10 protein-coding genes are annotated in these 12,103 nt (G+C 77.0%); 3 read left to right on the forward strand and 7 right to left on the reverse strand.

Annotated elements, in window-relative coordinates:
- The first annotated feature begins 62 nt into the window (after nt 1-62).
- Together ECOMGDLI_RS32810 and ECOMGDLI_RS32815 are read left to right on the forward strand one after the other, a co-directional pair.
- Complete coding sequence (locus ECOMGDLI_RS32810) at nt 63-1,127, forward strand: hypothetical protein (protein ID WP_088321015.1); 1,065 nt, start codon at nt 63-65, stop codon at nt 1,125-1,127.
- A 299-nt stretch (nt 1,128-1,426) separates the two neighbouring features.
- A complete protein-coding gene (locus ECOMGDLI_RS32815; protein ID WP_088321016.1) occupies nt 1,427-1,750 on the forward strand; it encodes an STAS domain-containing protein in 324 nt (107 codons plus the stop codon).
- A gap of 6 nt (nt 1,751-1,756) precedes the next feature.
- Here the strand turns inward: ECOMGDLI_RS32815 and panC are convergent, their stop codons facing one another.
- The 5 genes from panC to ECOMGDLI_RS32840 form a co-directional block, all read right to left on the reverse strand.
- Entirely contained in the window at nt 1,757-2,641 is an 885-nt protein-coding gene (gene panC, locus ECOMGDLI_RS32820) for a pantoate--beta-alanine ligase (RefSeq protein ID WP_233153731.1), read from the reverse strand.
- A gap of 94 nt (nt 2,642-2,735) precedes the next feature.
- A complete protein-coding gene (locus ECOMGDLI_RS36225) occupies nt 2,736-3,830 on the reverse strand; it encodes a cytochrome P450 (protein ID WP_233153732.1) in 1,095 nt (364 codons plus the stop codon).
- Between the two features lie 58 nt (nt 3,831-3,888).
- Nucleotides 3,889-6,312: a hypothetical protein gene (locus tag ECOMGDLI_RS32830; RefSeq protein ID WP_088321019.1), complete on the reverse strand. Its 2,424-nt coding sequence runs from the start codon at nt 6,310-6,312 to the stop codon at nt 3,889-3,891.
- On the reverse strand, nt 6,204-6,854 hold the full coding sequence (locus ECOMGDLI_RS32835; RefSeq protein ID WP_088321020.1) for a hypothetical protein: 651 nt from the start codon (nt 6,852-6,854) through the stop codon (nt 6,204-6,206). Before ECOMGDLI_RS32835 ends, ECOMGDLI_RS32830 begins: the two co-directional genes overlap by 109 nt.
- A gap of 124 nt (nt 6,855-6,978) precedes the next feature.
- A complete protein-coding gene (locus ECOMGDLI_RS32840) occupies nt 6,979-7,923 on the reverse strand; it encodes a Rossmann-like and DUF2520 domain-containing protein (protein ID WP_233153733.1) in 945 nt (314 codons plus the stop codon).
- Between the two features lie 25 nt (nt 7,924-7,948).
- Here ECOMGDLI_RS32840 and ECOMGDLI_RS32845 point away from each other — a divergent pair, with 25 nt between their 5' ends.
- Complete coding sequence (locus ECOMGDLI_RS32845; RefSeq protein WP_143448074.1) at nt 7,949-8,701, forward strand: methyltransferase domain-containing protein; 753 nt, start codon at nt 7,949-7,951, stop codon at nt 8,699-8,701.
- A gap of 37 nt (nt 8,702-8,738) precedes the next feature.
- Here the strand turns inward: ECOMGDLI_RS32845 and ECOMGDLI_RS32850 are convergent, their stop codons facing one another.
- A complete protein-coding gene (locus ECOMGDLI_RS32850; protein WP_088321023.1) occupies nt 8,739-11,321 on the reverse strand; it encodes an FtsX-like permease family protein in 2,583 nt (860 codons plus the stop codon).
- Nucleotides 11,321-12,103: ABC transporter ATP-binding protein (locus tag ECOMGDLI_RS32855; RefSeq protein WP_369812821.1), on the reverse strand; the 783-nt coding region annotated here is incomplete at its 5' end. The genes ECOMGDLI_RS32850 and ECOMGDLI_RS32855, both read right to left, overlap by 1 nt.

Genomic DNA, 12,103 nt, shown 5'->3' on the forward strand with positions numbered 1-12,103 from the left:
TTCGACCCGCGTCGGCACGCCGGCTTCGCCGAGCCAGCCCCGCGTGGGAGGGTCGCCCGACCGTGCGCGTCGCGACGATCCCCGGCCGCGGGCTCTACGCCCGGCACCTCGGCCATCCCGAAGGGGTCGACTCGGTGCACCGGACGACGGTCGGCCCGCCGGGAGCCGCCCGGCCGCGCGCGAGCTTCGACCGGCGCTGGGTCGCCGAGTGCGCCGCCGACGTCGACGTCGTCCACGTCCTGGGCCTGCCGTCGACCGCCGACCCGGCCGAGGTCGCGGCGACGGCCGACGCCGTCCGGGCGACCGGGACGCCGCTCGTCGTCACCGGCTACCACCTCAGCGACCCGACCGGCACCGACGCCGCCGGCCACGACGCCCGGATGGACGCCCTCGTGCCCCGGGCGGACGCCGTCGTCACGCTCACCGACTCGGCGGCCGAGGAGATGCGCCGGCGCTGGGACGTCGAGGCGCTCGTGCTGCCGCACCCGCACGCGGTCGACTTCGTCCGGATGCGCCAGCCCCGCCCGCAGTTCCGCGGCGACCGGCTGCTCGTCGGCCTGCACCTCGCGGCGCTGCGGCTGCCCGTCGACCCGGTGCTCTTCGTCGACGCGCTGACCCGGGCGGTGCACGGCGTCGACACCGCGATGCTCGTCGTCCACCTCCACGAGACGGTCGTCGACAGCGGCTCGAACGCCTACGCCCCCGAGCAGGTCCGTGAGATCGAGGCCCTCGTCGCGGGGGTCGGGGGCGCGGTCCGGGTGCACCGCCCGTTCACCGAGCCCCGGCTGTGGGACCACCTCTTCTCCCTCGACGTCTCGGTCGTCCCCGGGCTGTACGGCTCGCACTCGGTGTGGCCGGAGGCCTGCACCGACCTCGGGACGACGCCGCTGCTGCCCGCGGGGACGCACGCCGCGCAGCAGCGGCCCTGCCTCACGTACGAGGGGGCGAGCGGCGCGGACGGCGACGTCGACGCGCTCGCCGACTCGCTCGGCAAGGCGTTGTGGACCGCCCGCGAGCAGGGCAACGTCTGGCGCTCGGACCCCGAGCAGCGCTGGGCGGAGCGGGTGCGCGGCGCGGAGTCGCTGCGCGGGGTCTACGAGCGGCTCCTCGGGTGGGACCGGTGGTGACGCCCGTCCCGCCGGTCCGGGGTCCCGTGCCGGCCGCGGTCCGGGCCGGGCGCGCGACGCTCGCCGGCCGGGCGCCGGGCCTGCTCTGGCGACCGGGTCCGCCGCGGGCCGAACGGGCCGGGTCGCCGGCGACGTTCTCGCCGCCCGCCCGGCGCAGGGTGCATCCGGAACGGCCCGTCACGGCGAATGGTCAGCAGGCGTAGTTCTCCGGTGGCGGGCAGGCCACATCCTTGTGAGCATGTGACCAGCACGCGCGGGAGGCGCCCCCGACGACATCTGCCGCAGACGGGAGGACCGACGTGGACGGAGTCACGGTCACACGGATCGGCACCCAGGTCGTCGTCCGGCTGTCCGGCGCCGTCGACGAGTCCCGCCGCGAACGGCTGTCCACGGCGGTCGACGAGGTCGCCCGGCTCGCGCTCCAGCGGGTCGTCGTCGACCTCGACGACGTGACGTCGGTCGAGGGCGCCGGCATCGACTTCATCGTCACGCTGCACACCCGCTGGCGCGTCAAGCTGCTCAACACCCCGGCCTCGGTCCGGGACCGGCTCCCCCGCCAGGGGCGTGCCGCCGCGACCACCGGCGCCGCAGCGGCGCCGGGGGCCGACGCCGACCCCGCGTAGCCGGCCTCAGGCCGTGCGGGCCTGCTCGCCGTCCGCGCCGATGTTGACGAGCACGTTGTCGATGAGGCGGGTCGTCCCGACCCGGGCCGCCACGGCCAGCAGAGCCTCGCCCCGGTACCACTCCGGGACGTCCTCGAGCGTCATCGGGTGCACGAGCACGAGGTAGTCGACGAGGCACAGCGGCTCGCGGACGAGCACGTCCCGCGCCGCCCGGCGGACGGCGCTCGCCCCCTCGGGCGCGTGCGACTCCCCGGCGCGCAGGGCCGTCGGCAGCACGAGGGCCACCTCGCGGTCGAGCGGCGTGAGGTAGGTGTTGCGGCTGCTCATGGCCAGGCCGTCCGGCTCCCGGACGGTCGGGACCGCGACGACCTCGCAGCCGAAGTCGAGGTCCCGGACCATCCGCCGGATGAGCAGCAGCTGCTGGGCGTCCTTCTGGCCGAAGTACGCCCGGTCGGGCCGGATGAGGTGGAGCAGCTTCGCGACGACCGTGAGGACGCCGTCGAAGTGGCCCGGGCGGCTCTTGCCCTCGAGCAGGTCGCCGAGCCGTCCGGCGCTCACGCGCACGCCCGGGTCGCCGTCCGGGTAGACGACGTCCGGCCCCGGCGCGAAGACGACGTCGACCCCCTCGGCCGTGCACAGCTCGAGGTCGGCGTCGAAGGTCCGCGGGTACTTCGCGAGGTCCTCGTTGCGCCCGAACTGCAGGGGGTTGAGGAAGATCGTCATGACGACGTGGTCGGCCTCCTTGCGCGCCTGGCGCACGAGGGAGGCGTGGCCGTCGTGGAGGGCGCCCATGGTCATGACGACCGCGACCGTGCCCGTCAGGGCGGCGCGGGCGGCCTCGAGCTCGGGCCGGGTCCGCACGACGACGGGCGGACGGGGGGAGTCGTTCACGCCGCGCACGCTACCGCTCCGCCGCGGGGCGACGACCGGGGCGGGCTGTGAGCGAACCCACCCGGAGCAGCCTCGACGGCCGCCGGTCGCGGGCTCAGACGTCCCAGCGCACGACGACGCGGTCGGCCTTGCGGAACACGAGCCCCGCGGGCGCGGTCGAGGCCCCGGCGTCGAGCCGCACGCCCGGCAGGTCGAGCAGCACCTCGAGCGCGATCGCGGCCTGGGCGCGGGCCAGCCCGGCGGCGACGCAGACATGGGGGCCGCGGGCGAACGCCAGGTGCAGCCGGGCGTTCGGCCGGGCCGGGTCGTACCGGTCGGGGTCGGGGAAGACGGCCGGGTCCCGGTTGGCGGCGCCGATCGAGGCGACGACGAGGTCGCCGGCCGGGATCCTGACCCCGGCGAGGACGACGTCCCGCGTCGTGTACCGGTCGACCCGGGCCGCGGCCGGCTCGAGCCGCAACGACTCCTCGACGGCGTTCTCGAGCCCGGACCTCTTGACCTGCAACGGGTCCGGGGCCGACAGGACGTGCAGGACGGCGTTCGCGACCATCCCCTCGACGGTCTCGATGCCGCCGAACATGAGCACCGCGGCGTTGGCCGCGACCTCGGCGGCGTCGAGCCCGTACGGGGGCCGGGCCGCCGCGGCGAGCATGCCTGCCGCCGCCGGGTCCTCGACCGTGCGCCGGACGTGGGCCGCGAGGTCGGTGGCCGCGCGCGCCCCGGCCGCGCCCGCGGGCTCCCCGGCGCTCAGCGCCGACACCGCGGCGACGATCGCCGCGTACCAGTCGAGGACGACGCGCGCGTCGACGCCGGTCAGCCCGAGGATCCCCGTGACGACGCCCGCCGCGAGCGGGCCGGCGAGGCCGCGCCGCACCTCGACCCGGCCGTCGGCACGGACCGCGGCGACGAGCGCCTCGGCGAGCTCCCGGGTCGCCGGCGCGTACTGCGACGCCACGAGCGACGGCCGGAACCCGGCGGCGAACGGCCGCCGGTGCCGGGTGTGCTCGTCGCCGTCGAGGGAGAGCATGCTCGGGCCGACGACCGCCGCCGTCGTGAACCGCGGGTCGTCGACGGTGAAGGCGACCGGGTCGTCGAGCACCTCGACGACGGCGTCCCGGCTCGTGACGAGCCAGCCGCCGAGCGCGGGCACCCAGCACACCGGCGCCCGCTCGCGCAGCGCGGCGAGCACCGGGTACGGGTCGGACGTCAGCTCCTCGAGCGTGACGTCCGACCCGTCACGGGAGCGGTCACGGGGCGTCGGTCACCGTCCCGGTGAGGTCGGCGCCGGCAGGCAGGCCCGGCGTCCCGGGGTAGCCGGGGAACAGCTCGTCCGGTGCCGGCACCCGCAGCGACACCTGCTCGGTGCCCTCGACCGTGGCGTCGGCCGCGAGCGGGATCTCGGCCGTCCCCGTCGTCGCGCCGGGCTCGACGAACGCGCCGAGGAACAGGCCGAGCTCCGAGAGCGGCACCGGCGGTACCGGCCTGGCGTCCAGCCCGGTCTGGGCGAGCAGCCAGTCCTCGGGGACGTCGTCCGAGTCGAGCTCGCGACCTGGCGCAGCGACCGGCTGGACCAGCATGTCGACCGAGACGAACCGGTTGCTCGGGGCCGAGAGCGTGACGGTCCAGACGAGGGAGGTGCCCTCGACGGCCGTGGCCGTCGGGGTGATCGTCACGTCGGGCGACGGGTCGTCGTCGGCGATCGCGAGCCCGCCGATCCAGTCGCCGCCGACCGCGTTGCGCACCCCGCGCGCGAAGACCGGCACCTGGAGCAGGTCCTCGTCGTCGAGGGTGTTGCCGACGACGGGGACGGTCACGTCGAGGTGCCGGGTGCCCGGGGCGATCCGGACGACCTGCGGCAGCCCGGCCGGCAGCGTGCCGGTCCCGAAGTCGGCCGAGCCGAGCCAGACCCGGGCCGTGCGGTCGATGCGCCCGGTGACGCTGATCGGCAGCCGCACGTCGCGGGTCCCCGCGTCGCCCTCCTCGACGGTGAGCCGGCCGACGTCCACGCGCAGGAACGGCACGGTCCGGTCGGCGGCGAGGCCGGGACGGCGGCCCCAGGCGTCGAGCACCCAGATCTTCCCGGCGGCGGACCGGGGCAGCACCTCCACGGCGACGACCTTGCGGAGGTCGAGGCCGGCCGCCGAGGCCTTCTTCGCGTCGATCCGGACCCGGACCTCCTGGCCCCAGTACTTGCCCGGCATCTGCGTGGCCGGGTCGCTGCCCCCGGGCAGACCGGTCACGGACGCGTCGCCCAGGACGAGCCGGCTCCCGTCGGCGTCGACGAGCCGGACTCCGAACCGGGCGCGCGCGGCGTTCGGCGGGACCACGACCCGCAGCGCGAGCGTGTCGTCGCCCGAGACCGACACCGGCCGGTCGAGCCGCACCCGGGCGGCACCGCCGCGCCGGGACCAGCCCACCTCGACGACCTGCCGGACCGGCGCCCCGCCGACCCCGAAGAAGTCGAGCGGGAAGTGCGGCGTCGCCCCGAAGAGCGAGTCGTCGTCGACGCACAGCCGGGTGCGGTCCGCGACGGCCTCGGTGTCGCAGGTCCGGGCCCGCGCGGTGCCGGTGGTGGTCACCGACGTGGTCGCGCCGGGACGCAGGAGCGCGTCCCGGCGGGCGCCGAGCGCGTGGGTCAGCACGACGGCACGGCCGGCGGACGGCGCCCGCACCGCGGAGCCGTCGAGCAGCGGCTCGACCGTGGTGTCCCGGCCGACGAGCACACGGGCCGCGGCCGCCACGTACGTCGCGCCGACCGCACGCTGCTCGGCGGGCGAGAGCCGGCCCGGGGCGGTGGCGCCGCACGTCGGGTCCGCGTCGTCGAACCAGTCGTCGAACGACGGGGCGACCGACTCCCCGGGCGTCCACTCGGTGTTGAAGAAGTTGTGGTTGGCGCCGAGGACGAGGACAGCGCTGCGCAGCGAGCGGTCCGTGGCGAGGTCACGCGCGTCGTCGAGGTAGTCCTGGCCCTGGAGGTCGAAGACGTCGCCGTCGCAGTAGGGCAGGACGACCGCGGTCGGGACGCCGGGCGCGGGGTTGCGGCCGAACGCCGTCGGCGCGAGCAGCAGCTGGCCCTTGACCTTCCACCGCGCGGCCGGGTCGAGGGCGCTGTCGACCGCGGCGCGGTTGACCCCCTCGCCGCCGCGGGAGTGCCCGACGAGCAGCACCTTCGACAGGTTCGGCCGCGGACCGGCGCGCACGACCTCCGGTGCCGAGGCCCACGCCGCGTCCGAGGCCGCCCAGGACGCCCAGCGCGCGAGGTGCGCCCGGACGAGCTCGGACCGGGCGAGCGCGCCGCCGTCGTCCGCGGCGAAGTCCTGCGCGTTGATGCCGTTCGCGCTCACCGAGACGGTGAGCCAGCCCTGCGAGGCGAGCAGCTCCTGGCTCTGCAGGTAGCCGCGGTAGCTCGGGACCGGCGCCCAGCCCGCGGGGCAGGGCCAGAAGCTGTCCGGGAAGGTGTCGGGGTCGCCGTCGACGAAGTAGCACGGCTCGTGCCGGCCGTGCAGGAACAGCGCGAGCGGGCGCTTGCCCGACGCTCCCACGGGTGCGACGACGACAGCGGTCATCTCGACCGGCACGGGCAGGCCGGTGACCGGCAGGTCGGCGAGCGTGTACTCACCGGTCCGGGTGCGGTACGGGCCGGGCCGGCCGGGGTCCGCGGATGCCCGCACCGCGGGGGGCGCCGAAGGGGTTGCCGCGGAGGGGGTCGCGGCGGACGGTGACCCGGACCGGGCGGCCGGCGGCGCGCGGACGTGCGGGCCGACGCGGCGACCGAGGTCGGGCCGGCGTCGAGGCGACGCCCCGCGGCGACGACCTGCAGCGAGGCCGGGTCCTTCACCGCACCGGCGTCGACGGCGAGCGAGACCGTCCGGCGGTCCGGGGACAGCCGGCCCGTGCCGAGCACGGCGCCGTCGGCGACGACGTCGAGCCGCGCACCGCCGAGGGGCAGCGGCGTCCGGGACGTCCAGCGCAGCGTCGTCCCGCCGTCGGCGAGCGACCAGCCGTCGGGCAGCGCGACCGGCGCCACCGCCGGTGCCGCGCGCAGCGCGACCCGCCCGGCCTGCTGCGGCCCGGCCTGCGCGGGGCCGGCGAGACCGGCCAGGAGCGCGGCGGCGCCGGTGACGGCGACCGCGGCGCGGCGGTGGCGGCGGTACCGGTGGGTCGGTCCAGGACGGGTCGTCCTCGACGACGGGGTCGTCGCCCTCTGCTGCATGCCTGTCTCCCCGGGCTCGTGCGGCCGGGCGCTGCGAAGGGGGCCCCAGACGTGGATCCCCCCGGACCCGTCCAGCACGATCACGCTAGCCCCAGCGGGCCGCGCGCCGCAGGCGGTTCGCCGGTCAGGCCGGGTCGGCCGGCCCGGCGAGCGCGGAGAGCAGCGCCTCGGCGACGTCCGGGCGCAGCCGGCCGGACGCCAGGGCCCGGTCGGCCGTCGTCCGGGCCAGCGACCGGTACGTCGCGAGGACGTCCGCGGCGCCGGCCGCGGTGAGCGCCTCGACGTGGACCGCGACGGTCTCAGCGTCCCCGCGGGCGACCGGCCCGGTGAGCGCGTCCTCGCCGCGGCGCAGCGCGTTGTCGAGCGAGGCGGACATGAGCGGCCCCAGCAGCCGCGCCGGCTCCTCGACCCCGGCGAGCCGCAGCGTCTCCATGGCCTGCGCGACGAGCACGAAGAGGTGGTTCGAGCCGTGCGCCAGGGCCGCGTGGTAGAGCGGGCGCAGCTCCTCGGCGACGACGACGGGCTCGGCGCCCATCTCGACGACGAGCGCCTGCGCGATGGGCAGCACCGGGTTCGGCGCCGTGACGCCGAAGCAGCAGTCGGTGAGGCGGACGACGTCGAGGCTCGTCCCGGTGAAGGTCATCGCGGGGTGCAGCGCGAGCGGGATCGCCCCGGACTCCACGGCTCTGCCGAGCACCCGCCAGCCGTGCCGGCCGCTCGTGTGGACGACGAGCTGGCCGGGCTGCCAGGCACCCGTCGCGGCGAGACCGGCGACGAGGTCGACGAGGGCGTCGTCCGGCACCGTGAGCAGCACGAGCTCGGCCCGCTCGACGACGTCCGGCACCTCGAGCACGGGCACCCCGGGCAGCATCGCGTCCGCCCGGTCCCGGCTCGCGGCGGACACCGCCGAGACCCCGACGACGGCGTGCCCGGCGGCGCGCAGCGCGCTGCCGAGGACGGCGCCGACCTTGCCCGCGCCGACCACCCCGACCCCGAGCCGGCCGGGGCGCCGCTGCGGGCCGCCCGGTGTGACGTCGGACGTGCCGGCCGGCCTCTCGTGCTCCTCCACGGCAAGCGACGTTAGTGTGCGCGGCATGGGACGGCACGACCGCATCGCCGAGCTGACGGCGCTCGAGGCCCCGCACGACGGGCGGCCCCTCGAGGTCGCCGACCTCGCGACGGGCTACGGCCGCACGGTCCGGGCCCTGCTCGCGGCCGGGACGGCGGCCTCGGTGCCGCTGCGGGTGCACGCCGTGGACGTCGCGAGCGCCCTCGACGACGACGTCCTGCACGACGAGCGGGTGCGGTCGGTCATCGCCGACCTCGAGGAGCCGCTCCCGTTCGAGGACGGCAGCCTCGACCGGGTGGTGTCCGTCAACGTCGCCGAGCACCTCGCCGACCCGCGGGCGCACGTCGCCGACGCCTACCGGGTGCTGCGGCCGGGCGGGGTGCTCGTGCTGGCCCACAGCGACTGGGACACGGTGCTCTTCACGAGCACGGACGACGCCCTGACCCGGCGGCTCGTCGACCGGTTCGTCGTCGCCGTGCCGCGCTTCGCCGAGCGCGCCGACGGCTTCATGGGCCGCAAGCTGCTCGGGCTCGCGGACGCCGCGCCGTTCGACGTCGTCGACGTCGTCACCTGGGCCGACGCGCACCGCCGGTTCGACGTGGACTCGGTGGCGTGGAAGGTGACCCGCGGCGTCCTCGTCGCCGCGGCCGACGACCCCGAGCTCGCGCCGCTCGCGGCGGGCTGGGTGGAGTCGCTCCACGAGCTGTCCGACGCCGGCCGCTTCCTCTTCACCGTCACCGACGTCGTCCTCGTGCTCCGCAGGCCGGACGACGCCTGAGCGTCGCCCGGCCCGCGGCCGGTCCGGCGTGGGGCCGTCAGACCTCGGCGAGCGCCTGCGTCGGGCGCACCCGGGCGGCCCGCCGCCCGGGCAGGACGGACGCGAGAACCGCTGCGCCGAGGGCGATCCCGACGACGAGCCCCATCCGCCCGAGCGGGACGACCGGCCCGCCGACCCCGGCCAGCCCGTCGAGCAGCGAGACGGCACCGGCCCAGCCGAGCCCGCCGCCGACGACGACGCCGAGCAGGCAGCCGACGACGGCGAGCAGGGCCGCCTCCATCGCCAGCCCCGCCCGGAGCTGGCGTCGGGTCATCCCGACCGCCCGGGACACGGCGGACTCCCGGGCCCGTTCGAGCACCGACAGCGACAGCGTGTTCGCGATCCCCACGAGGGAGATGACGAGCGCGACCCCGAGCAGCCCGGTCGAGACGAGCAGCATGATGTTCATCGCCTGGAGGATCGACGCCCGCTCGGCCAGGCTGCCCTGGTCGAAGTAGTCGATCACCGCGACCCCGCCCGACCCGGTGACGCCGTCACCGGACAGGCCGGCCGCCCGCACCGCCTTGTCGACGTCCCGGGTCACGGCGACCGGGTCGGCGCCCTCCGCCGCCCGCGCCCACAGCGCGAGGGTGGCGTCGCCGGCGCCGAGCCGGTCGAGCGCCGCCGGCGTGACGAGCCACGACTCCAGGTACGGCATGACGTGCGCCGTGACGGTGACCGAGCGCCGGCCCGCGTGGAGCACGACCCGGCCGCCGTCCGTGACGCCGTCGACGACCATCGTGTCCGGGACGAGCACGACGTCGTCCGCCAGCGGCAGGTCGCCGCGGTAGACGCCGCGCAGCGCGGCGGCGTCGGCCCCGAGCAGCCCGGTCACCTGCCGGTCGCCGCCCGTCGTCGGGGCCTTCGCCCCGGCGGCGCCCACGGTGACCGCGACGCCGCGCAGCCCGACCGCGCCGGCGACGCCGTCGACGGCGCCGACCGTGGTGACGAGCCCGGCCGGGAAGCCCGTGGGCTTGTCGGTGTACTCGGCGCCGGTCATGAGCGCGACGTCGAGCGGGCGGGCGGTGTCGAGCCGCTCGTCGACGGCGCGGGTCGTCGTGGCCGCCCCGACGGTGAGCACCGAGATGAGGCAGACCCCGACGAAGAGCGCCGTGCTCGTCGCCGCCGACCGGGTCGCGTTGCGGCGGGTGTTGCCGACCGCGATCCGGGCGACCGGTCCGAGCCGGGCGAACGGTGCACCGACGAGCCGGGTGACGAACGGCACGAGCACCGGCGACCCGAGGACCACCGCGAGCACGAGCAGCACCCCGCCGCCCGCCGAGACGAGGAGACCGATCTCCTGGGACAGCCCGAGCCCGACGACCAGTGCGGCGCCGCCGGCGAGCCCGAGGAGCACGGCCGCGGCGATGCGCAGCCGCCCGGTCCGGCGCACCTGGGCCGCGGTGTCCGGGCGCAGGGCCGCGAGCGGCGCGACCCGCGTCGCACGACGGGTCGGCAGCACGGCCGCCCCGACCGTGACGAGCAGGCCGAGCAGGACCGGCGGCACGAGGCTGCCGGGCCCGACGACGGGCCGCAGCCCTTCGAGGAGACCGACGGCCGACTCCGCGACGGCCACGCCCCCGACGAGGACGACCACCCCGACGGCGACGCCGGCCAGCGAGGCGCCCAGGCCCAGCACGGCCGCCTCGACCCGGGTCGCGCGCCGCAGCTGCCGGACGCTCGCGCCGACGCAGCGCAGCAGGGCGAGCTCACGGGCCCGCTGGGCGAGCAGGATCGTGAAGGTGTTCGCGATGACGATCGCTGACACGAGCAGCGCGATCACCGTGAAGCCGAGGACGAGGCGGCCGAGGATGTCCACGTCCCGGGTCTGCTGGAGGACCTGCTCCGAGACGAAGTCCTGACCGGTCCGGACGTCCAGGCCCGGGACGACGCCACGGACCCGCTCGACGAGGGCCTGCGGGTCGGTGCCGGGGGCACCGAGGACGTCGACCTCCGCGACGAGAGGGGCGGAGTCCGGGTCATCGGTGGCCGTGCCCCAGGTCGCGACGTCAGCCGACGCGGCGAGCACGGTCCGGCTCGTGGGCTGCGGGCCGGTCGCCCGGAACAGCCCGGTGACGAGCACGGACTTCGGGAGCGCGTACCCCTCCCGGGCACCGACGGCGAGCCGGTCCCCGGGGCGGACGCCGAGCTCCGCGGCGCTGCGACGGTCGACGAGCACCTCGCCCGGCGCCGCCGGGGCGGCGCCGTCCACGACCGTGTACCAGGCGAGCCCCGGCGCCCCGGGCAGGCTCTCGACGCCGGTCGGCGTGAGGCCGTCCGGCCAGCCGAGCTGGAGGTTCGTGCGGCGGACCGCGGAGACCGCCTCGACCCCGGGGAGCCGGCCGATCTGCGTCACCTGCGCGTCCGTGGGCCAGACGCTCTGCTCGTCGCCGAAGTCCGTCACCGCGACGACGGACGCCACCCGCGCCCGGGGTGCCGCGCCGTCCTCGACGAACTTCTTGAGGGTCGCGGTCGCACCGAGGACGACCACGACGAACGCGACCGCGAGGGCGACCGCGAGCCCGGTCGCGGTGAACGCGCGACGCTGCAACCTCAGGCGGGAGAACAGGTACGCGCGCATCAGCCGGCCCGTCGCGTCTCGGCGCCGGCGATGGCGGCGGCGACGGCCTGGGGCGTCGGCGACTCGATCCGGCCGTGGATCCGGCCGTCGGCGAGGAGCAGGACCCGGTCGGCGTAGGAGGCCGCGACCGGGTCGTGGGTCACCATGACGACGGTCTGGCCGAGCTCGCGGACACTGGCCCGCAGGAGCGACAGCACCTCCGCGCCCGAGCGGGAGTCGAGGTTGCCGGTGGGCTCGTCGGCGACGACGAGGGTCGGCCGGCTGACGAGCGCCCGGGCGATGGCGACCCGCTGCTGCTGGCCGCCGGACAGCTCCGCCGGCCGGTGCGACAGCCGGTCGGTGAGACCGAGGGTCGAGACGACGTACTGGAACCACTGCGGGTCCGGCGCGCGGCCGGCGAGGTCGAGCGGGAGCAGGACGTTCTGCTTCGCGGTGAGGGTCGGCAGGAGGTTGAAGGACTGGAAGACGAAGCCGACGCGCTCGCGGCGCAGCCGGGTCAGGGCCTCGTCGCCGAGGCTGCCGATCTCGGTGTCCCCCAACCAGATCCGGCCCGAGGTCGGGGTGTCGAGACCGGCGACGCAGTGCAGCAGCGTCGACTTGCCCGAGCCCGACGGGCCCATGATCGCGGTGAAGCGGCCGGCCTCGAACTCGACGTCCACGCCGTCGAGCGCCCGGACCCCGGTCCGCTCGTCGCCGTAGACCTTGACCAGCCCGGCGGCCCGCACGGCCGCGGCAGGGGCCGCGGCAGGAGCCGCAGCGGGGGCCGCGGGCGGGGTCGTCGG

The sequence above is a fragment of the Kineosporia sp. R_H_3 genome, assembly GCF_002198675.1.
GTDB lineage: Bacteria > Actinomycetota > Actinomycetes > Actinomycetales > Kineosporiaceae > R-H-3.

Bases quoted from the DNA above. Each gene is read 5' to 3' on its own strand.
- ECOMGDLI_RS32850 (WP_088321023.1), bottom strand. From the start codon at position 11,321: ATGCGCGCGTACCTGTTCTCCCGCCTGAGGTTGCAGCGTCGCGCGTTC.
- ECOMGDLI_RS32845 (WP_143448074.1), top strand. From the start codon at position 7,949: ATGGGACGGCACGACCGCATCGCCGAGCTGACGGCGCTCGAGGCCCCG.
- ECOMGDLI_RS32835 (WP_088321020.1), bottom strand. From the start codon at position 6,854: ATGCAGCAGAGGGCGACGACCCCGTCGTCGAGGACGACCCGTCCTGGA.